This is a genomic window from Sphingobium sp. MP9-4 (genome assembly GCF_005281675.1).
GTDB classification, from domain to species: domain Bacteria; phylum Pseudomonadota; class Alphaproteobacteria; order Sphingomonadales; family Sphingomonadaceae; genus Sphingobium; species Sphingobium yanoikuyae.
Window position 1 is genome coordinate 42847 of record NZ_LUFI01000028.1, and the last position, 21537, is coordinate 64383.

The following is a 21537-nucleotide window of genomic DNA, read 5'->3' on the forward strand; positions in this document are numbered from 1 at the left end:
GACCGAGGGCATAACGAACCCGGTTCGGTACGCCCCCTGTCCTGACTTCAAGAGCCTATTACTTCTCGGTTGCCGGCACCGCCAATTTGGCAATCGCGTCGATCAAGTCGGCGACCTTGAAGGGCTTTTCGATCACCGGCACCGCATCGAACGCCTCGGGCAGATGATCGCGCCCATAGCCGCTGACGAACAGGAAGGGTATCGCCCGGTCCGCCAGGACACGCGCAACCTGCTCCACCCCCTCACCCTGGAGATTGCCGTCAAGCAGCACCAGGTCGCATTCTGCCTGATCGATCAGGGCCAGCGCATCGGCCACGGTCGCAGCCTGCCCGACGATATGGCCGCCCGCATCCTCCAGCGTCGCGGCCAGTTCGAAGGCCACCAGCGGCTCATCCTCGATCAGCAGCAGGCGGCGGCCGCCCAGATGCGCCTTGCCGTCACTGCCACTGCCGCTCGCGCCCTGTTCTCGAGGCGCCGGACGCGCCTTCTTGCGCAGGCGCGGGCTGGAGGCATAGGGCAGCGTCAGCGTCCATCCCATGCCCTCGGCGCCGTAATGGGGCTGGGCACTGCCGCCGTCGGAACGCAGGCTGCGCTCGATCAGCGCGGTGCCGAAGCCGCGACGGCTGGGCGGTTCGACCGGGGGGCCGCCGCGTTCGCGCCAATCCAGAACCAACTGGTCATTGGTCAGGCGCCATTCCAGTTCGACACGGCCGGCCGGGGCCGACAGCGCACCATATTTATGGGCGTTGGTCACCAGTTCGTGCAGCACCAGCGCCAGGTGCAGCGCCGGTTCGGGCCGCAGGTCGACCTCCGGCCCGTTCCAATGGAAGCGTTCTCCGTCGATCGCGCCGATCGTCACCTGCCCCTCGATCAGATCGCCCAGCCGCGCGGCCTGCCAGGTTTCGCCGCTCAGCAGCGAATGGGCGCTGGCCAGCGCGTGGATGCGACCGATGAAGGTCGGGGCGAAATCGGACGGGCCGGACGAATGGCGCAAGGTCTGGGTGGCGATCGCCTGGACTGACGCCAGCGTGTTCTTCACCCGGTGGTTAAGTTCGCCGATCAGCAGCTTCTGCGTTGCCTCCGCCCGCTTGCGTTCGGTCACGTCAAGGATCTGCAGGCTGATCGAGAAGAGCCGGCCGGCGGCATCGCGCAGCGCCGAGCAATAGCATTCGCAATCGAGGGTCAGCCCCTCGGCCGTGTGGAAGCGCAGCAGGCGGTTGGTGCGCGGCACGGTGCCGGCGATCATCTCGTCCATCAGGCCGGCAAAGTCGCCACGCTGGCTGTCGTCCAGCCATTTGAGTTCGGACGCACCAAAACCAGCCACTTCTGCCGCACGCCAGCCGAACAGTCGTTCCGCCCCCTTGGACCAGGCAACGACATGGCGCTGGGCATCGATTTCCACGATCGCCAACGGGCTGTTGTCGCCATGGGCCTGAATGCGGGCCAGCGCCGCGGCATGGCTGTCCCGTTCCCGCGCCAGTTCCTGCCGCTGCTGGAACAGTTCGACGAACAAGGCGACCTTGTGCCGCAGAATATGGGGATCGACCGGCTTGAACAGATAGTCGATCGCGCCGCTTTCATAGCCGCGAAACTGGCGCCGCTCGTCGGTCGCCACGGCGGTCAGGAAGATGATCGGCACACGCCGGGTCCGTTCCGTGCCGCGCATCAGTTCGGCCAGCTCGAACCCGTCCATACCCGGCATCTGCACGTCGAGCAGCGCCAGCGCGACATCCTCCACCAGCAGCAGTTCGAGCGCCTGCATGCCCGATCGCGCCTTGATGAGGGTCACGCCCTCGTCCGCCAGCAGCGCTTCAAGCGCAGTCAGATTTTCCTCGACATCGTCGACCGCCAGGATCTTGGTGGGCTCAGGCTGCATGGTCGAGCGCCTTCAGATCCTGAAGGTTGCGGCGATAGATTTTCTCGCCCTCGTCGAAATCGGCAAAGCCATCGGAATAACGCGAGAAGCGCAGCGTTTCCTTCGAGCCCAGCCCGAGGAAGCCGCCGCGGACCAGCGATTCCCCGAACAGGCCGAGCGCGCGGTCCTGCAATTCGCGATCGAAATAGATGAGCACATTACGGCTGGACACCAGCTGTACCTCCCCGAAGACCTGGTCGCTCGCCAGATTATGTTGTGCAAAGACCGCGCGGCGACGCAGCGTCTTGTCGAAGACGGCAGCGCCATAGGCGGCAGTATAATAATCGGACAGCGAGGCCTTCCCACCCGCAAGCCGATGATTTTCGCTGAATTGCGGCAGACGATCGATGGCGTAGATGCCCGCTTCCGCCTTTTCCAGCGCGGCCGGGCTGATGTCGGTGCAGTAGAAGATCGTGCGATCCTCCAGCCCTTCCTCGCGGAACAGGATCGCGAGCGAGTAGAATTCCTCGCCATTGGCGCAACCGGCGATCCATACCTTGAGCGAAGGATAGGTCTTGAGATGCGGCACGACCTGCTCGCGCAATGCCCGGAAATAGGCGGGATCGCGGAACATCTCGCTCACCTGGATGGTGAGGAAGCCCATCAGGTCGGCGAATACGGCGGGATCGCGCAGCAGCAGATGCTGAAGCTGGGACAGGCTGTCGCAGCCATGCTGATGCTGGGCACGGGCCAGCCGGCGATGCAGCGATCCGCGCGAATAGCCGCGAAAGTCGTAATGATAATGGCGGAAGATCGCTTCGAGCAGCAGGTCGAGCTCCAGCTCGTCCCGCGGCCCGAAATGTTCTTCCATCAGCGCGGCATCCATACACGCACCAGGCTGAGCAACTTGTCGACGTCGAGCGGCTTGGCGAGATAGTCGTTGGCACCGGCCGCCAGACATTCCTGCTGGTCCTGCGCCATCGCCTTGGCCGTGAGCGCGATGATCGGCAGGCCCACGCCCCAGCCCTGCTTTCGGATTTCGCGCATCGCGGTCAGGCCGTCCATTTCGGGCATCATCACGTCCATCAGCACGAGATCGACCTTGGGCGCATCGGCGCGCGCAGCCTCTTCGAGCGCGACAAGCGCCTCGCGGCCATTGCGTGCGATACGGACATGAACCCCATGGGGTTCGAAAATGCTCGTGAGAGCATAAACGTTCCGTATATCATCCTCGACAACCAGAATATTTTTGCCTTCCAGCGCCTCGTCGCGGCTGAGCGAACGGGCGATCAACTGCTGCTGGGGTTCGGGCAGTTCCGACACCACCTGATGCAGGAACAGCGTCACTTCATCGAGCAGCCGTTCGGGCGATTTGGCGCCCTTGACGATGATCGACTTGGAATAGCGGCGCAGGCGCAGTTCCTCCTCCGCGCCAAGGTCGCGGCCGGTATAGACGATGACTGGCGGGAAGCCGACGCTGTCGTCTGCGCTCAACCGTTCGAGCAGATCGAAACCGGACGCATCGGGCAGGTTGAGATCGAGCACCATGCAGTCGAAGGTCTCGCGGCCCAGCATCTCGAAACATTGGGCGGCCGAATGGGCCTCCAGCGTCTCGACCTCACGCGAGGCGAGCAGCAGCTTGATGCTCTCGGCCTGCTGGGCGTCGTCCTCGACCACCAGAACCCGGCGCATGCGCTGGGCCATGCGCGCTTCGAGCCCTTCGAGCATGTCGATCAGCGCGTCACGCTTCACCGGCTTGAACAGATAGCCGATCGCGCCGCTGGCCAGCGCCGCCTGGCTGTCATCATCGACCGACACGACATGGACCGGGATGTGGCGGGTGCGCATGTCGCGCTTGATCCGGTCGAGCACCGACAGGCCGGTATGGTCGGGCAGGTTCATGTCCAGGATGACGGCATGGGGCAGATATTGCCGAGCCATCAGCGCGCCTTCGTCGGCGGTGCCGGCGATCAGGCACTGGAAGCCCTGTTCATGCGCGATGTCGCACAGGATGCGGGCGAAGACCGGATCATCCTCCACGATCAGGATCAGGCGCGAATCCCCGGACAGGGTTTCGCGATCATCCTGGGTATCGACCAGGCTGGCGACACGCTGGCGCGCGGGCGCCACCGGCTGGGGCCGCGGCGCTTCGGCCAGGCTGATCGAAGGCAGATGACTGAGCGCGGGATCGAAGCGATCGGGCAGCAGCAGCGAGAAGGCACTGCCCTCGCCCGGCTGGCTTTCGACGCGCAGTTCGCCGCCCAACAGCCGCGCCAGTTCGCGCGAGATGGATAGGCCAAGGCCGGTGCCGCCATATTTGCGGCTGATCGTGCCATCGGCCTGGCGGAAGGGTTCGAAGATCAGCTTCTGCTGCGCTTCCGCAATACCGACGCCGCTGTCCTGCACGGTGAAGGCGACCCGGCCATCCGCATGCCGGCCGACGGTCAGCGCGACCTCGCCCCGATCGGTGAACTTGATCGCATTGGACAGGAAATTCTTCAGCACCTGCTCGACGCGCTGCGGATCGGTTTCGATCTCGACCGGATCGGCGCCGGCGGCGAGGCGGAAGGACAGGCCCTTGGCCTGGGCCGAGGGCGCGAAGATCGCCTGCAGCTTGTCCAGCATCGGCGCGATCCGCACCGAACGCGGCTGCAATTCCAGCTTGCCCGCCTCGATCTTGGAAATGTCGAGAATGTCGTTGATCAGGGTCAGCAGGTCATTGCCCGACGTCTCGATCGTCTCGGCATGACGCACCTGATCGGCGCTGAGATTGCCGGCACGATTTTCCGCCAGCAGGCGTGCCATGATGAGCAGCGAGTTGAGCGGCGTGCGCAGCTCATGGCTCATATTGGCGAGGAATTCGGATTTGTAGCGGCTGGCCTGATCCAACTCGGCGGCCTGTTGCTGGAGCGACAGCTGGGCACGGGCGAGATCGTCGCGCTGCGCCTGCATGTGGCGGGCCTGCTCCTCCAGCTGGACATTGGTCTGTTCCAGTTCGCTCTGCTGCGCCTCCAGGCGGGAGGCGGAGTCCTGAAGCTGGCGGCTCTGGGTTTCCAGCTCGTCATTATTGGCGCGCAGTTCCTCGCCCTGGGCCTGCAATTCCTCGGCCTGGCGCTGGGTTTCCTCCAGCGCGTCCTGCAACCGGGCGCGGAAACGGGCCGAACGCAGTGCGATGCCCATGCCGGCGCTCGCTTCCTCCAACAGTTCGAGCACACGGTCATCGACCGGATCGAAGGCGCCCAGTTCGAGCACCGCATTGACGACGCCGTCGGTCACGGTCGGCACGATCAGCAGATGGCGGGGACGATCGCGGCCAAAGGCCGAGCCGATCGTCAGATAATGATCGGGCACGTCATGCAGCAGTTGCGCCCGCCCTTCAGCCGCGACCTGGCCGAGCAGCCCTTCCTTGGCGACGAAGCGCTGCGGCATGTCGGCGTCGGCCGGCACGCCCAGCGTCGCGACGCGGTTGAACTGGCCTTCCTCCCCCTTGAACAGCGCACCGCCCTGGAAGCCGAGATAGCGCGCGAGGAAGGCGAGGATCGCCTCCCCCAGCTGCTCGACGCTCTGGTCGCCACGCATGGCGTCGGCCAGCCCCAGATGCCCCGCCTGCAACCAGGCCTGGCGCGCGCGCGCCTTGCTGTTGCGGCGCACCAGCAGATAGACGGCGATGGTCAACACCACGCCCAGAAGGCCGGTGACAAGCCCCGACATGATCGCGGTCTGCGAGGCCGATGCCATGTCGGCGAGGCGGATTTCCCGCAGTCGCAATTCCTCACGCGCCATCGTGTCGAGCTGGGCCCGGACGGCGTCCATTTCCTGCTTGCCGCGGCCGGTGGTAACGATCGTCAGCGCCTGGATGATGCTCTGGTTGCGCCGCGCCTCGATCGTTTCCCTGAGTTCGGCAAGCTTGGCATCGACATGACGCCGCAGGCGGGCGAGATTATTCTGCTGGGTCGGGTTGTCGCGGGTCAGCCTGCCCAGCGCATCGAGCCGGCCGGGCATGGTCGCCACCGCATTCTCATAGGGCTCCAGATAGCCGCGGTCGCTCGTCAGCAGATAGCCACGCTGGCCGGTCTCGGCATCCTGCGCGGTCGAGAGCAGTTCGTCGAGCGCGATCAGCACATTATGGGTATGGCGGATCGCCCGGTCGCTCTCGCCCAGGCCTTGGATATTGAGATAGGCGACGGCGCCGCTTACCAGGAAGAAGGCAATTCCGAGGAACAGGCCCAGCGCCGCCCATGCATCCGTGCGCCCGCTGACGGAGCCAAATTTCGCCTTGCCCATTATCATCCTGTTGTCGTTGCCGTGACGGAGGTGCCGACTAAGGGGCATTTCCGCGCGAAAGCAAGCGCCACCTTGCGCCGGAGCGCCAGGGCTGATCGAGATCAACCTTTTGATGTGCCTGATCGCATCCCGAGCACCCGCGACCATTGCGCACAGGCTGCACCATCGCCATCATCGCGCGACACGGAGTGGCGGGAGGCCGGCGATGGAAACGATCGGGCGCGATCTGCGGGAGATGCAGCGTGTGCCGCTGACGGCCGAGCATGTCGCGGCGCTGCGGGCCGAGGGCAGCGAGGCGGTCTATCCCGCGGGCACCTATATCGTCCGGCCCGGCGACCCGGTCGACCGCTTCATCTATGTCGAGGATGGCGAGATCGAGGTGGTCAATCCGTTTGGCGAAGAGCGGCATGTCCCCTCCACCATCGGGCCGACCCAGTTCATGGGCGAGATTTCCTTCCTGGGCGGCGGCAGCTGGTCGATCCCGATGCGCGCAGCGCGCGATACCCGCGTGCTGGAAGTGCCGCGCCCGGCGATGCTGCGGTTGATGGCGGCGATCCCGGAAATGTCGGACATCATCATCACCGTGCTGGCGGCGCGACGCCGGCGGCAGCTCGACATGGGCGACAGTACCCTGGTGCTGATCGGCGAGGACGAGGATCGGGCGGTGCGCTGCATCGCCGAATTCGCCAGCCGCAACCGCCTGCCCTACACATCCCACGCACTGGGCAGCGACGACGCCCGGCGGGTCGCTGCCAGTTGCGGGGCGCAGGCGGACCAGCCTGCCGTGATCTTCGGTCGCGACAATGTCGTTGCCGATCCCACGCCCGAGAAGGTCGCCCGGCTGTTCGGCCTCGATCGCGGCTTTACCGAGAATGAGACGGTCGATCTGCTGATCGTGGGCGGCGGGCCAGCCGGCGTGGCGGCGGCCGTCTATGCCGGGGCCGAAGGGCTCAACGCGCTGGTGGTGGAGGATATCGCGATCGGCGGTCAGGCGGGGACGTCGAGCCGGATCGAAAATTATATGGGCTTTCCCACCGGCATTTCGGGCGCCGACCTGGTCTGGCGCGGCGAGGTGCAGGCGATGAAGTTTGGCACCCGCTTCCTGATGCCGCGCCGGGTGACGGCGCTGGAGGAAACCGGCGACGGCCATTATTGCGGCGTCTTCGACAATGGTCAGCGCATCTGCGCCCGCGCAGTGCTGGTCGCGACCGGCGTGGAATATCGCCGCCTGCCGATCGACCGGCTCGCCGAGCTGGAGGGGGCCGGCATCTATTATGCCGCGACCGAGAATGAGGCCCGCTATTGCCGCCAGGCCGAAGCCGTGGTGGTCGGCGGCGGCAATAGCGCCGGCCAGGCGGCGATGTTCCTCAGCCGCAGTGCGCGCCATGTCCATCTGCTGGTGCGCGGGCCTTCGCTCGCTTTCTCGATGTCCAGCTACCTGTCGAGCCGGCTGGAGGCCGACCCGGCGATCACCATCCATTATGACACCGAAATTGACAGCCTGCATGGCGATGCGCAGCTCGACACGGTGACCATCCGTCATGCCGACGGCAGCGCGCGCGAGATCGCCTGCTGCGCCCTGTTCATCATGGTCGGCGCGGCGCCCAATACCGGCTGGCTGTCGGGACTGGTGGCGCTGGACGACAAGGGGTTCGTGCTGACCGGCGATGCGGTCGAGGCCCCCTCCCCCTATGAAACCTCCCGCGCCGGCATCTTCGCGGTCGGCGACGTACGCGCCGGATCGGTGAAACGCGTAGCTTCCGCCGTGGGCGAAGGATCGGTCGTGATCTCGCGCATCTGGAGTCATGTGAATGGGTGAAGCATGAAGGCAGCGCTTCTTTTCCTGCAGGCCGCCACCGGCGCCATGGCCCCTGCCCCGACGATGGACGCCATGCGCCAGCAGGTGACCGATGCCTATCGCCAGGAGGAGGCGCGACAGGCCGCATTGCCACCGGCGAAGGACGATGCCGAGAAGATCATCCGGCTGGGCACGCTGGATCAGGTCGGTCGCATCACCATGATGAAACTGGACTGGTCATTGGTGCCCGCCGACCAGCAACCGAAATGGCGCGGAGCCATATTGGCCGAGATCAGTCGCCATGACAGGCTGAATCAGGAACGGCTCAAGACGTTGATCCCGGAAGAAGGATGGTTCCGGATTAGCGTCTACGGCAAGGAAGCGGCCCGCGCCGCCTTCCTGATCGTTCAGCATGCCGTCGATGATCCGGCGCTGATGCGCGGGACGCTGAACCGGATGGAGGCCTTGCTGCCGGATGGCGAGGCCGAGGGCCAAGCCTATGCGATGCTCTATGACCGGGTGGCGATGACATTCGACAAGAAGCCGCAGCGCTATGGCACCCAGGTCAATTGTGTCGACGGCCGATGGCAGCCGACCGACCTGGAAACACCCGATACGGTGAATTCGCGCCGCCAGGCGATCGGCATGTCACAGACCATCGAGCAATATCTGGCGATGTTCGATAACGCCCAGTGTCCGAGGGCATAGCGCGCCCGGTCAGGCCGCGCGCTGCAGCTTCTCCCGCAGCGTTACCAGCGACTGGTTGAGCGCAGCGATTTCCTCGATCGAGATGCCGACGGCCTCCATCAGTTCGGCCGGGACGCAGGTTGACACGTCCTGCGCCACCGACTGACCCTGCTGCGTCAGGCGCACGCGGACCACTCGTTCGTCGATGATGTCGCGCTGGCGGGTGACGAGGCCCGCCGCCTCCAGCCGCTTGATCAGCGGGGTCAGCGTATTGGATTCGAGGAAGAGCTGACCGCCCAGTTCGCCGACCGTCTGATCGTCGCGCCGGGCCAGCGCCACCATCACCAGATATTGGGGATAGGTGAGGCCGTAGCGATCGAGCAGCGGCTTGTAGAGCCGGTTGAAGGCGAGCCCGGTCGAATAGACGCCGAAGCAGAGAAAATCATCGAGCGCGCCGCGCGCGGCATCTTGGGTAGTCATGGCGGGGGTGGTCATGGCGATACTCCTTGCCCCGAAATATAAATCGCACGCGATATGATCGCAAGGGTTGACGACGCACGTCGGCAGGCACATATAGATCACACGCGATTTAATCGCAGATGATTAAACGAAAGGACCGATCGATGAGCAGCAAGATCCTCTATTCCACCAGCGCCACCGCAACCGGCGGCCGTGACGGCAAGGCCGCAACCACCGATGGCAGCTTCGCGGTGACGCTGGGCACGCCCAAGGAACTGGGCGGCAATGGCCAGGGCAATAATCCCGAACAGCTGTTCGCGTCGGGCTATGCCGCCTGCTTCCTGGGTGCGATGAAGTTCGCCGCCAGTCAGGACAAGGATCTGCCCCGCGTACCCGCCGACGCCAGCGTCACCGCCACGGTCGGCATCGGCCCGCGCAGCGACAAGGGCTTTGGCCTGGACGTCGCGCTGGAAATCAGCCTGCCGGGCGTCGACAAGGCTGCTGCCGAGGCGCTGGTCGCCGAAGCGGACACGATCTGCCCCTATTCGCACGCCACCCGCGGCAATATCGAGGTGCGCCTCAGCGTCGCCTGACGCGCGGCATTCTAGCCAAAGAAAAAGGGCGGCCTTTGCGGGCCGCCCTTTTCATCATCAGCCGATCATCATCAGGCTGGCATTGCCGCCCGCGGCGGTCGTGTTGATGGAGGTCGACACCTCCTCCAGCAGCCAGTCGAGATGCCAGGCGCGCTCGTCGCCCGGCGCGGCGGCATGAACGGTGACGATCGGCCCATCCAGTTCGGCCACCGCCTGGGTTGCGGCGAGGATCTGGTCGGCATCCCCCTCCACCAGCATCGCGGCGAAAGGCGCGTCAGGCTGGGCGTGAAAATGAGCGGCGACGCTGGCGGGCAGGCCCTGTGGCAACAGCGCCCCTTCGATCACCGCGCGATTGCCGGTCGCCAGCACGGCGGCCATCTGGGCCAGCAGGCCCCGCCGCGTGCCCGGACGCAGCAGCAGCAGGCCGCGCGGATGCAGCGCATAGAGGTTGGTCTCGCCGACCGGGCCGGGCAGCGCCAGTTCGACGCCGAGCGCCGACGCATCACCATAATGGCGCGCAACCGCCGCCGCCTCATGATCGTCCTGCGCCTCCAGCCAACTGACGAAATCATGGATGGGCGAGGCGAGATAGCCGACCCGCTCGGCAAAGACCGGCGCGGTGCGGGTCAGGCGGCCGAGATAGAGCGGCCCGCCCGCCTTGGGTCCGGTGCCCGACAGGCCGCGCCCGCCGAACGGCTGAACCCCGACGATCGCGCCGATGACGTTGCGGTTCACATAGATATTGCCGGCCTTCACCCGCGCGGTGACGCGCGCCACCGTCTCGTCGAGGCGGGTGTGCAGGCCGAAGGTCAGGCCATAACCGGTGGCGTTGATCGCATCGACCAGCGTATCCATCCGCTCGCGACGGAAACGGATGACGTGCAGCACCGGGCCGAATATCTCGCGGGTGAGGTCGGCGATGCTGTCGAGTTCGATGATGGTCGGCGCGACGAAGGTGCCGTGCGCCGCCTCCTCGGGCAGTTCCTGCTGCTCGACCTTGCGGCCGAGCGCACGCATCGCGGCGATATGCTGTTCGATGCCCGCCTTCGCCTCGGCCGTGATGACCGGGCCGGTATCGACCGCGAGCCGATCGGTGCGGCCGATGCGCAATTCCCTGAGCGCGCCCTTCAGCATGGTGAGGGTGCGATCGGCGACATCCTCCTGCAGGCACAGGATGCGCAGCGCCGAACAGCGCTGGCCGGCGCTGTCGAAGGCGGAGGCGATGACGTCGGCCACCACCTGTTCCGCCAGCGCCGAACTGTCGACGATCATCGCATTCTGGCCGCCGGTTTCGGCGATCAGCGGGATCGGCTTGCCCGCGGGCGACAGGCGGGTGGCGAGCTGGCGCTGGATCAGCCGGGCGACCTCGGTCGAGCCGGTGAACATGACGCCCGCCGTTTCCGGCGCGGCGACCAGCGCGGCGCCGATCCGGCCGTCACCGGGTAACAGTTGAAGCGCTTCGCCGGGCACGCCGGCCTCATGAAGCAGGCGGACGGCTTCGGCCGCGATCAGCGGGGTTTCCTCGGCAGGCTTGGCCAGCACCGGATTGCCCGCGACCAGTGCCGCCGCGACCTGTCCAGTGAAGATGGCAAGCGGGAAGTTCCAGGGGCTGATGCAGACAATCGGCCCCAGCGGCGCCTGATCCGGGCCGAAGGTGCCGCGCGCCTGCGCCGCATAATAGCGCAGAAAGTCGATCGCCTCGCGCACTTCGGCAATGGCGTTGGGCAGCGACTTGCCCGCTTCGCGCATGATGAGGCCGAGCAGCACCGGCATCCGGTCCTGCATCGCGTCGGCCGCCCGATCCAGCATGGCGGCGCGATCGGCAACGGGCGTGTTGGGCCAGCAGGCGTTGGCGGCGCGGATCGCGGCGGCGCGGGCGTGATCGGCGCTCGCTTCCCAGACGGTGCCGACAATGTCGCGATGGTCGGCGGGGTTGCAGACCGGGCGCGCCTCCCCTTCCCCGCCTTCGGGCCCTTCCCCGCCCTCGGGCGCGGCGGTCCAGGCGATGGTGGCGCTGTGCTGCAGCGCCTGTGTCAGCGCGGCGAGCGCGCCTTCGTCACTAAGGTCGATGCCGTCAGAATTGCGGCGATCGGGATAAAGACCGGCGGGCGCGGCGATCTGGTCGTGCCGGGCGCCGGGATGCGGCATGGCGCGGACGATCTCGACCGGATCGGCGATCATCTCCTCGATCGAGACATCGGGGTCGGCGATGCGGTTGACGAAACTGCTGTTCGCGCCATTTTCCAGCAGGCGGCGGACGAGATAGGCGAGCAAGGTCTCATGCGTGCCGACCGGCGCATAGATGCGGCACGGACGGTCCAGCTTGTCCTTGCCGACGACCTGCTCATAGAGCGGCTCGCCCATGCCGTGCAGGCACTGGAACTCATATTTGCCGATCGCGAAGTCCGGCCCGGCCATCTGGTAGATGGTGGCCAGCGTCTGCGCATTATGGGTCGCGAATTGCGGGAAGACGGCGTCGGGCGCGGCCAGCAGCTTCCTGGCGCAGGCGACATAGGCGACGTCGGTATGGACCTTGCGGGTATAGACCGGGAAATCGGCGAGGCCATCGACCTGCGCGCGCTTGATCTCCGCATCCCAATAGGCTCCCTTGACCAGGCGCACCATCATCCGGCGATTGGCGCGGCGGGCGAGATCGATGATCCAGTCGATGACGAAGGGGCAGCGCTTGCCATAGCCCTGGACGACGAAGCCTAGGCCATCCCAGCCAGCAAGGTCGGGATCGAGCGCCAGGCTTTCGAGCAGGTCGAGCGAGAGTTCGAGGCGATCCGCCTCCTCCGCATCGATGTTGAGGCCGATGTCGTAGCGCTTCGACAGCTGCGCGAGTTGCTTCACCGCCGGCAGCAATTCGCCCATCACCCGGTCGGCCTGGGCCCGGACATAGCGCGGATGGAGCGCCGACAGCTTGATCGAGATGCCGGGGCCGGCATAGATGCCGCGACAGGCCGCCGCCTTGCCGATGGCGTGGATCGCCTTTTCATAATCGGCATAATAGCGCGCGGCGTCGGCGGCGGTGGTCGCCGCCTCGCCCAGCATGTCATAACTGTAGGCGAAGCCCTTGGCCTCCAGTTCCTTGGCGCGCTTGACCGCTTCCTTGATCGTCTCGCCGGTGACGAACTGTTCGCCCATCATCCGCATGGCAAGATCGACGCCGCGACGGATCACCGGTTCGCCGGCACGGGCGACCAGGCGGGCGAGCGCCGCCGCCAGGCCGCGATCATCGACGCTGCCGACCAGCTTGCCGGTGACGACCAGACCCCAGGTCGCGGCGTTGACGAACAAAGACTTGCCGCCGCCCAGATGCGAACTCCAGTCGCCATCGGCGATCTTGTCACGAATGAGCGCGTCGCGCGTGTCATTGTCGGGAATGCGCAGCAAAGCTTCGGCGAGACACATCAGCGCCACGCCCTCCTGACTGGAGAGCGAATATTCCTGGACCAGCCCCTCGACCCCGGTGCCCTTGTGATTGGCGCGCAGGGTGGTGACCAGATGACGCGCCGTGTCGGCCACGGCGGCGCGGGTGGCGCCGGGCAGGGTCGCCGCGTCGAGCAGCGGGGCAAGGCACTCCGCCTCATCGCGGCGATAGGCGGCGGTGATCGCCTGGCGCAGCGGCGACTGATCGCGGATGGCGGGGGCGAAGGCGGCAAAGGGATGCTGGTCGGTCATGCGACCAGAATATCCGATTGGCGCATTTCATTCCGTCTTATGAATGCCCCGATAAATGCCAAAGTGACTTATTAATGGCAGCATGATAGGCAAATTGCATGAGCAACAAGCCTGCCATGGTCGAAATGGATGAGTTCGACCGCCGTATCATCGCCGCGCTGGTCGAGGATGGCCGCATGACCGTGACCGATCTGGCCGCCAGCGTCGGCCTGTCCAAGACGCCCTGCCAGGTGCGGTTGAAGCGGTTGCAGGAGAGTGGCGTCATTCGCGGCTTTCGCGCGATCGTCGATCCGGCGAAGCTGGGCATGGACCATGTCGCCTTTACCGAGGTGAAGCTGAGCGACACGCGAGAGAGCGCGCTGCGCGAGTTCAATGCGGCGGTAAGGCGCATCCCGGAGGTCGAGGAATGCCATATGCTGGCGAGCAATTTCGACTATCTGCTCAAGGTCCGCACGTCCGATATTCGCCGCTATCGCATGGTGCTGGGCGAGAAGATTTCCGCCCTGCCCCATGTCGCCAGCACATCGACCTTCGTGGCGATGGAGACGGTGCTGGAATCGGGCAGCAAGCGGCCGCGCCGTTAACGCGGGACCGAAGCCCCTTCCACCCGGATGCCGCGCCGCTGAAGCTCGGCCCGCGCCGCCTTCTGATGCGGGGTCAGGCGATGATAGTCGGTGGTCGAACGCCAGATTTCGAGCACATCCTGATCGCTGCGAAACGCGACGTCCGCCTCTGCATTGGCATAGTCCTGCAGACGATATTTCCTCGGCGCTTTTTCGATCACCCGTCATCCCTTTCGCGGGAGACGTAGCGGATTTTACGTAAAAGCCGCGTGATCGGGATCACGCGGTTAAGGCATGTTAATCAAACAGGGCCAGCGGCACGGCGTCGCCCATGGCGCGATAGCCGGCCGGATTGGGATGGAGCGCATCGCCGCCATCATAAGCGGGCAGCAGCCGGTCGGGGCGCGCAGGATCGCGGGTGGCGCGGTCGAAATCGACCAGCCCGTCAAAATGGCCCGGCGCCCGTATCCAGGCATTAACCGCCTGCCGGTCCGCCTCATTCTGGGCATCGGCATGATAATAATCATTGCCGACAAAGGGCATGATGGTGGCGCCGATCACCTTGATCCCGCGCGCATGGGCGCGGGCGATGATCTGGCGATAGGCGCCGATGATGCGGGCGACATGGGCCTTGTGATCCTCGCCACTGACGGGCGCGTCGCGGGTCAGCGTGCCAAGATCATTGACGCCTTCCAGCAGGACCAGGTGGGTGACGCCGGGCTGGGCCAGCACATCGCGGTCGAGCCGGGCCAGCGCATTGGGGCCAAGCCCGTCGTTCAGCAGCCGGTTGCCGCCGATCCCCTGATTGACGACGGCGATGTCGCGGCGCTTGGGATCGGCCTGCAAACGCTGGGCGAGCCGGTCGGTCCAGCGATCATTGCCGTTGGTGGTCGATCCCTTGCCATCGGTGATGGAGTCGCCCAGCGCCACGACCAGCCGTGCGGGCGCGCAGCGTTCGACCTCCAGCGCGGCGAGATTAAACCAATGGTCGAACGAGGCGGCGCCCGCCATCACCGTGTCGGTCAGATGATCGCCGGGCAGATGCCAGGAGGTGGCGCGCGAGCCGGGATGCGAAGTCTGTTCCGGTTCGCCCTGATAGCGGATGGTGATGGCGATATTGTCGAGCGCGGCGACCGGCAGCGATACCGGGTCGGAGAGATAATCGGCACCATCGGGCACGATCAGGTCCGGGTTGCCATCGAAGCGCAGCGAAATGAGCGTGCCGGGATCGATCGCCGGCGATGTGCTGGCGCGCGCGCGGGCGATGCTGACGCCAGCGATATGGAGCGGCGCGGTGCCGGCGAGGTTGGAGATGCGCACGCGCAGCCGGTCGCCGGCGATCGAGGGACGGACGATCTGGCGCAGCGACTGGTCCTTGAGCGTGCCGGCGGGCAGTGCCGCGTCGCCGGTCGGGCGGAATTGCGAGGAGACCCAGCCCGACACCCAGGTCGGCGTGCAGGTCTTTGCCGCCGCCGGGCTGGTCGTGAGGGCCAGGAGCGAGAGGCAGATCAGAAGCGGAGAACGCATCATCGGCAGGTTCCTTTCAGCGGCGGCCCGACCGGCACGCGACGCCATTGCAGGGATATGAGAATGTCACAGTTCGAAGTTCACACCGTTGCACGATAGAATTTCGGCCATTTCCGCCGAAATCGCGAGGATGGCGCGACAGTGAGGCGCCCGTGAAGCGACAGCCATGCAACACCGACGCGACGATGAAGCGACACCGAAGCGACAACAAGACGACACCCAAGCGACAGCGGATGCGATCGATGGAGGCGGAGACGGGCGGTTTCATCCCACAGGGTAGATCAAAGAAAATCCAATTTGGGAAGCACTCCGGTCCACAGGCCGAGGACCGCCCCATGCTCCCAAGAAAAAGGGCCGGCGTTGCCGCCGGCCCTGTCAGTGCATCCCTGGGGGAGGATCAGAAGTTGGCCCGGATACCGGCCAGCACGGTGCGACCGGGATAATAGACCGAATAGGCCGCGTTCGAATATTCGAAGGTGGTGCGGATCGGCTCGTCCGTGATGTTCAGCACATCGAGCGTCAGGCGCAGCGCCTTGTTGAAGAAGGGCAGCTGATAGCCGGCCGACATGTCGAGCTGGCCACGGGCGTCGGACTTGAGGTCGGCGCCGTTGATGCCGTTCTGCGGACCGTTCACGGCGATCGCCTCGTCATTCCAGACATAGTTCACGCTGACCGACAGACCGCCATTTTCATAGAAGCCCTGCAGGTTGTAGCTCCAGGGCGACACGCCAGTCGCAACCAGACCCGAGGAGGAGGACTGCTTCAGGTAAGTGCCGTTGGCCGAGAAGCCGAGGCCCTTCACCAGGAAGTCGAGCGGCTGCACCCAGGTCGCTTCGATACCCTTGATCTTGAGATCGCGCAGGTTGACCGGGCGGTTCACGGTGATCGGCAGCTGAGCGACCGGGATGCCGGTCTGGAGCGACCGGTCGTTGAGGGCGTTCTGCTGCGTCGAGATCAGGCTGTCGAACGGAATGTTGAGCGACCCGAAGGCAACCTGTTCGGAGGTGGTGACGGTGAAGCCCTGGATGTTCTTCATGAACAGCGACACGCCGACATAACCGATGCCGCCGGTGTAGATTTCGCCGCCCAGGTCATAATTGTCCGAGGTGTAGGGCTTGAGGTTCGGGTTGCCCGCCGCGGCGGTCAGCGCCGAAGGATCGGAGAAGGTGATGCCCGGCAGGATCGCGCCGGCATCCGGGCGGGTCATCGTCCGCGAGGCCGAGGCACGCAGCTTCACATTGTCGGCGACATCATAGGTCAGGTTGATCGACGGCAGGAAATTTTCGTAGGTCGAGGACGAGGTGATGTCGACGATCGCCGTGCCGACCTGGCTCGGCCCGACGACCAGCTGGTCGGTGTGGGCGTAGCGCATGCCGGTGTTGATGTGCAGGTCGCGGCCGGCAATGGTCGTGACGCCGTTCAGTTCGAAATAGGCACCCCAGACCTTTTCATCCATGTCGCCGGTCGCACCGCCAGTGACGGCACCGCGTGCTTCGGGCGCGCTGTCGCGATAGCTGGCATAGTTGGTGGCCTGCTTGAGCGCATCGAAGTCCGGCACGATGAAGCCGGCGGTCGAGGAGCTGCGCAGATACTGAGCGATGGCGCTGGTCGGCACGGTGCCGGTGGCGCCGGTGCAGCCAGTGCCGCAGACCGACAGCTGATAGGCGGTGCTGTTGTCATAGGCGCGGATCGAACGGGTCGCCTGATCATAGGCGCCGCCGACCTTCACGTTGAACATGTCATCGCCATAGGTCACGTCGAGATGCGCGCCCTTGGTCTCGGTCTTGCGACGGACCAGCTGGATATTCTGGCGATACCATTGCCAGCTGCCATTGTTCGGATCGTTGAGGTCGAGATTGCTGGTGATCGACGGATAGTCGCCACCGGTATTGTCATAATAGGTTTCGACGCCCGACTGCGGCGTGGTCTGGAAGGCCCAGGTCGGCTGTTCGCGGAAGAAGCGGCTCTTCGACCAGTTGGCGCTGAGGTCGACCTTCAGATCCTCGGTCGGCTGCCAGCTGACGCTCGGGTTGACGTTCCAGAATTTGGTCGTCTGCTTGAACAGGCTGGCTTCGAGGAAATAGGAGGAGTTGGCGAAGGTGCCGCTGGTGACGACGCCATTGTCATCGACGGTCAGGTCGATCGGCACCATGCCACCGGTCGACTGGGCGCTGGTGCCCGGCCCCGAGTTGCGGACCTGCCAGTTCATGTTGACCTTGCTGTAGTCGCGCTTGGACTTGGCCCAGATGCCGTCCAGGGCGAAATGCAGCTCGTCCGACGGGCGCCATTCGAGCGAGGCCAGCGCCGAGATGCGCGAGCGATCGCCTTCGGTCAGGCTCTTGCGGCCGAGACGCGGGATCAGTGCGGTGCTGAGCTGGTCGCGGGTGAGGCCCGAAGTGGCGACGACATCGACCGGCTGGCCGGCGACCAGGCCATGGCCGGTATTGTTGGGAACGACCGAGGCCCAGGAGAAATTATTGCCGCCGGCGTCGCCGGTGCCGAGATTACCGTCGGTCCAGCCGACCGATTCAAAGCCATCGACGCGGGTCTTGGTCTTCACGCCGGCAACGCCGACAAGGATACCGAACGTGTCGGTGGTGTGGCTGGCGACGATCGCGCCGCGCGGGCTGAACTTGTCGTTATTGTCGGTATATTGGCCCTGCGCCACGACGGTGACATGGGTGCCTTCCTTGTCGAAGGGACGGGCATTGCGCAGGTTGACGGTGCCGGCGATGCCACCTTCGAGCGTCGAGGGCGACGGGCTCTTGGCGAGGTCGAGGCGGGTGAAGAGTTCCGACGGGAAGAAGTCGAGATCGACTTCGCGGTTGGCGCTGCCGCCGTTGGTGCCGCCATCCGATGCAACCTGAAGCTGCGAACCGTTGAGCAGCACGCGGGTGAAGCTGGGGCCAAGGCCGCGGATCGCGACCTGGGTGCCTTCACCGTTGATGTCGCGGTTGAGGCGCACGCCGGGCATGCGGTTCAGCGTTTCAGCGAGGTTGGTGGCGGGCAGCTTGCCGATATCTTCCGCGAAGATCGAGTCGCCGAAGGCAACCGCATTCTTCTTGGCGTTGGTGGCGCTTTCCAGCGAGGCGCGGATACCGGTGACGACGATGTCGGCGGTTTCGCTGTCCTGCGGCGCGGCGGCGGTTTCGGCCGGTGCGGCGGCATCCTGCGCGGCGGCAGCCTGGGCCAGGCCCAGCGCACCGAAGGCGGATGCGGCGAACAGGGCCGCACGGATATTATGGTGGCGTGAAACGTTCATACAACCTCTCCCCGAGCGCTGCCCCCGACTATCCGGTGGGCGTATCTGGTAGCGCTATCAGATGCAGACCAATAAAGTGCCCGTCCCAATTGTCAAGATATGGGACGGGCGAAAATGGTAACGTTATTAATTTTCAGCGGACTGTGGCATTTGTGCTGATGACGGCCTGCGCCGCGGTCAGGCCCGGTGCGCTGGCGCGGACGGTCACCCGCCCCTTCTCGCCCGGCTTGGCCTTCACGATCACTAGCGCCAGGCCATTGAAAGCCTTGCGATCTTTCGACGGAAAGGCAGTCAGATCGGTCGGGTCGCCATTGTCGGTGGCAATGATCTCGCCCGGTCCCTCGATCGAGAAGCGGATGTCCTGCTTGGCGGCCGGGACGACATTGCCGTCCTTGTCGAGGACCTTGAGCGTCACGAAACTGAGGTCACGGCCGTCATCGGCAATGGCGCTGCGATCGGTGGTCAGCGACAATTTCGCTGCGTCGCCCACGGTGCGGATCGTTTCCGTCGCCCAGGGCTGGCCCTTCTTCCAGGTGACGACCTTCACCTCGCCCGGTTCATAGACGACATAGTCCCAGCGGAAGCGATATTCATAATCGCGCTTCTTGACCTTGCCCTGCGACTTGCCGTTCACGAACAGCTCCGCCTCGTCGGCCGAGGAGAAGACATGGACCGGCGTGATCTGACCGACGCGGTCGGGCCAGGTCCAGTGCGGCAGGATATGCGCGAATTTGAGGTCGGGCCGCCAGCGCGCCTGGTAGAGCCAGAAGCGGTCCTTGGGGAAGCCGGCGAGATCGAGGATGCCGGAATAGCTGCTGCGCGACGTGTAATAGGGAGTCGGTTCGCCCAGATAATCGAAGCCGGTCCAGACGAACTCGCCCGCAACATAGGGGTTCTGGTCATCGGCGGCCCAGACCCGATCGGGCGAGGACCCGAAATCGGCGGCGTGCATCTCATAGGCGGACACCTGATGCGTGTCGGGATTGCCGCCCGACCAGGGGCGGACCGGGCCGCTGATCGCGCCGGCGACCGGGAACATATATTCGCCGCGGCTGGACAGGGCCGAGGCGCTTTCGGTGGACAGGATCAGCTTGTCCGGGAATTTCGCGCGGAAGGCGGGATATTGGCCGACGATGCCGCGAATGCCGGCGCCCTGATAATTGAGGCTGATGACGTCCACGGTGGTGGGCAGCAGCATGTCCGCCTTGGCATAGTTCATCGCGCTGGTGGCGGGCCGGGTCGGGTCTTCCTGATGCGCGATGGCGACCAGTTCGCGGCCGATCTTCGCCCCCGCCTCACCATCATATTGTTCGCCGACCTCGTTGCCGATGCTCCAGATGATGATCGAGGGATGGTTGCGGTCGCGGCGCAGCATGGCGCGGGCGTCGGCCTCATGCCAATCCGGGAAGATCAGATGGAAATCGTGCGGGGTCTTCTTCTTCTCCCAGCTGTCGAACACCTCGTCCATCACCAGGAAGCCCATGCGGTCGGTGAGTTCGAGCAGTTCGGGCGCGGGCGGATTATGGCTCATGCGCACGGCGTTGGTGCCCATGTCGCGCAGGATTTCGAGCTGGCGCTCGGCCGCGCGGGCGTTGAAGGCGGCGCCGAGTGCGCCAAGGTCATGATGATTGTTGACGCCGCGCAGCGGGATCTGCTCGCCATTGACGATCACGCCCTTGTCGGGATCGAACTTGATGTCGCGCACGCCGAAGCGGGTCTCGTAGCTGTCGATCAGCTTGCCACCCTGGGTCACGGTCGAGACGGCGACATAGCGGTTGGGTTGCTGCGTCGGCGGCGGGCCCCAGAGGCGCGGGTTGCTGAGGATCGTGTTGCCCTTCAGCTCCGCCTTGCCATGGGGGGCGATGCTGGTCGATTGGCGGGCGATGCTGGCGACGGGGCGGCCGAGCCGCTTGCCGCTGGCGTCGATGGCGTAGAGGGCGGTCGCAACCTCGACCTGCGCCGGGGTGTCGCCGTCATTGTCGAGGGTGAGGCTCAGGTCCACGCTGGCCTGCGCCTTGCTGACCTGCGGCGTGCGGACGATACTGCCCCACTGGCCGACATGGACCTTGTTGGTGGTGGTGAGATAGATGTCGCGATAGAGGCCGCCGCCCGGATACCAGCGCGCCGAGGCTTGGGGATTGTCGAGCCGGATCACCAGCTGGTTCTGCCCGCCCGGCACCGCATAGGGGGTAAGGTCGAGGCGGAAGCTGTTATAGCCATAGGGCCAGCCGCCGACGAGCTTTCCATTCAACCAGACGGTGGCGTAGGACATCGCCCCTTCGACATCGAGGAAGATCGACTTGCCCTTGTCACTGGCGGGGATGGTCAGCGCCTTGCGATACCAGCCAATGCCCCAGCTGGGCAGGCGGCCCATGCCGCCATAGGGGCCATCCTTGATGAAGGGACCGGCGATCGCCCAGTCGTGCGGCAGGTCGACATGGGTCCAGCCGCTGTCGTCGAAGCCGGGCTGGACATAGGAGACGGTGCCGCCCGGATTGCCGGCGGGACGGGTGTGATGCCTGGCGGGATCGGCGATGAAAGGATTGGCGCTGGGCAATATCCAGGGCTTGAGCACGCGGGCGCCGCTATCGTCCACCTGCACCGCCGCGTCGGGACGGGCGTCGGCCACCTTGCCGTCGCCGGCATCCTCTATTCGAGGGCGCACATCATAGCGCAAATCCTCGGTCAGGCCGGCGGGATCGCCCTTGGTGAAGCGCCAGTCGCGGCTGATCGAGACGCTGTCGCGCGGCGCGGCCAGCAGCGTCGCGGGGCTGAGCAGGCAGGAGGCGAGCAGGATGGTGCGCAGGGTCTTCATCAGGGGCTCC

General features: G+C 65.4%; 13 protein-coding genes. 4 read left to right on the forward strand and 9 right to left on the reverse strand.

The window, feature by feature from the left end:
- Window positions 1–58: 58 nt before the first annotated feature.
- Genes A0U87_RS08910 through A0U87_RS08920 form a run of 3 tightly spaced genes read right to left on the reverse strand, consistent with a single transcriptional unit; the run spans window position 59 to window position 6139 of the window.
- Entirely contained in the window at window positions 59–1876 is a 1818-nt protein-coding gene (locus A0U87_RS08910) for a response regulator (protein WP_048937349.1), read from the reverse strand.
- Window positions 1866–2741: a CheR family methyltransferase gene (locus tag A0U87_RS08915; RefSeq protein WP_048937350.1), complete on the reverse strand. Its 876-nt coding sequence runs from the start codon at window positions 2739–2741 to the stop codon at window positions 1866–1868. Before A0U87_RS08915 ends, A0U87_RS08910 begins: the two co-directional genes overlap by 11 nt.
- Window positions 2726–6139 (reverse strand): response regulator, encoded by a 3414-nt coding sequence (locus tag A0U87_RS08920; protein ID WP_048937351.1) that lies wholly within the window; start codon window positions 6137–6139, stop codon window positions 2726–2728. Before A0U87_RS08920 ends, A0U87_RS08915 begins: the two co-directional genes overlap by 16 nt.
- A gap of 205 nt (window positions 6140–6344) precedes the next feature.
- On the opposite strand from A0U87_RS08920, the gene A0U87_RS08925 reads away from it, so the two are divergent.
- The gene (locus A0U87_RS08925) at window positions 6345–7958 is read left to right on the forward strand and encodes a cyclic nucleotide-binding domain-containing thioredoxin-disulfide reductase (protein ID WP_137405449.1); all 1614 of its coding nucleotides are present in this window, start codon (window positions 6345–6347) and stop codon (window positions 7956–7958) included.
- A 3-nt stretch (window positions 7959–7961) separates the two neighbouring features.
- Window positions 7962–8645, forward strand: coding sequence for a DUF6624 domain-containing protein (locus A0U87_RS08930; RefSeq protein ID WP_048937353.1), 684 nt, complete (start codon window positions 7962–7964; stop codon window positions 8643–8645).
- A 9-nt stretch (window positions 8646–8654) separates the two neighbouring features.
- Here the strand turns inward: A0U87_RS08930 and A0U87_RS08935 are convergent, their stop codons facing one another.
- Window positions 8655–9119 carry a MarR family transcriptional regulator gene (locus A0U87_RS08935; protein WP_048937354.1) on the reverse strand — a complete coding sequence of 155 codons (465 nt, stop codon included), beginning with the start codon at window positions 9117–9119 and terminating at the stop codon, window positions 8655–8657.
- A gap of 128 nt (window positions 9120–9247) precedes the next feature.
- On the opposite strand from A0U87_RS08935, the gene A0U87_RS08940 reads away from it, so the two are divergent.
- Entirely contained in the window at window positions 9248–9676 is a 429-nt protein-coding gene (locus A0U87_RS08940) for an organic hydroperoxide resistance protein (RefSeq protein WP_017502198.1), read from the forward strand.
- Between the two features lie 57 nt (window positions 9677–9733).
- Here A0U87_RS08940 and putA read toward each other — a convergent pair whose 3' ends face one another.
- Complete coding sequence (putA, locus tag A0U87_RS08945) at window positions 9734–13360, reverse strand: trifunctional transcriptional regulator/proline dehydrogenase/L-glutamate gamma-semialdehyde dehydrogenase (RefSeq protein WP_048937355.1); 3627 nt, start codon at window positions 13358–13360, stop codon at window positions 9734–9736.
- 98 nt (window positions 13361–13458) lie between these two features.
- On the opposite strand from putA, the gene A0U87_RS08950 reads away from it, so the two are divergent.
- Window positions 13459–13944: an Lrp/AsnC family transcriptional regulator gene (locus tag A0U87_RS08950; RefSeq protein WP_004211443.1), complete on the forward strand. Its 486-nt coding sequence runs from the start codon at window positions 13459–13461 to the stop codon at window positions 13942–13944.
- On the opposite strand, the gene A0U87_RS08955 is transcribed toward A0U87_RS08950, so the two are convergent.
- From A0U87_RS08955 to galB, 4 genes are all read right to left on the reverse strand, one after another.
- Window positions 13941–14144, reverse strand: coding sequence for a hypothetical protein (locus tag A0U87_RS08955; protein WP_048937356.1), 204 nt, complete (start codon window positions 14142–14144; stop codon window positions 13941–13943). The two genes, A0U87_RS08950 and A0U87_RS08955, sit on opposite strands and share 4 nt — an antisense overlap.
- Before the next feature lie 76 nt (window positions 14145–14220).
- On the reverse strand, window positions 14221–15453 hold the full coding sequence (locus A0U87_RS08960) for an SGNH/GDSL hydrolase family protein (protein WP_137405450.1): 1233 nt from the start codon (window positions 15451–15453) through the stop codon (window positions 14221–14223).
- A gap of 394 nt (window positions 15454–15847) precedes the next feature.
- A complete protein-coding gene (locus A0U87_RS08965; protein ID WP_137405451.1) occupies window positions 15848–18712 on the reverse strand; it encodes a TonB-dependent receptor in 2865 nt (954 codons plus the stop codon).
- Between the two features lie 133 nt (window positions 18713–18845).
- Complete coding sequence (gene galB / locus A0U87_RS08970; protein ID WP_048937357.1) at window positions 18846–21527, reverse strand: beta-galactosidase GalB; 2682 nt, start codon at window positions 21525–21527, stop codon at window positions 18846–18848.
- Between the last annotated feature and the right edge of the window lie 10 nt (window positions 21528–21537).

Coding starts and splice junctions, on each gene's coding strand:
- A0U87_RS08960 (WP_137405450.1), bottom strand. CDS start 15,453: ATGATGCGTTCTCCGCTTCTGATCTGCCTCTCGCTCCTGGCCCTCACG.
- A0U87_RS08915 (WP_048937350.1), bottom strand. CDS start 2,741: ATGGATGCCGCGCTGATGGAAGAACATTTCGGGCCGCGGGACGAGCTG.
- A0U87_RS08965 (WP_137405451.1), bottom strand. CDS start 18,712: ATGAACGTTTCACGCCACCATAATATCCGTGCGGCCCTGTTCGCCGCA.
- putA (WP_048937355.1), bottom strand. CDS start 13,360: ATGACCGACCAGCATCCCTTTGCCGCCTTCGCCCCCGCCATCCGCGAT.
- galB (WP_048937357.1), bottom strand. CDS start 21,527: ATGAAGACCCTGCGCACCATCCTGCTCGCCTCCTGCCTGCTCAGCCCC.
- A0U87_RS08910 (WP_048937349.1), bottom strand. CDS start 1,876: ATGCAGCCTGAGCCCACCAAGATCCTGGCGGTCGACGATGTCGAGGAA.
- A0U87_RS08935 (WP_048937354.1), bottom strand. CDS start 9,119: ATGACCACCCCCGCCATGACTACCCAAGATGCCGCGCGCGGCGCGCTC.
- A0U87_RS08950 (WP_004211443.1), top strand. CDS start 13,459: ATGAGCAACAAGCCTGCCATGGTCGAAATGGATGAGTTCGACCGCCGT.
- A0U87_RS08920 (WP_048937351.1), bottom strand. CDS start 6,139: ATGGGCAAGGCGAAATTTGGCTCCGTCAGCGGGCGCACGGATGCATGG.
- A0U87_RS08925 (WP_137405449.1), top strand. CDS start 6,345: ATGGAAACGATCGGGCGCGATCTGCGGGAGATGCAGCGTGTGCCGCTG.
- A0U87_RS08930 (WP_048937353.1), top strand. CDS start 7,962: ATGAAGGCAGCGCTTCTTTTCCTGCAGGCCGCCACCGGCGCCATGGCC.
- A0U87_RS08940 (WP_017502198.1), top strand. CDS start 9,248: ATGAGCAGCAAGATCCTCTATTCCACCAGCGCCACCGCAACCGGCGGC.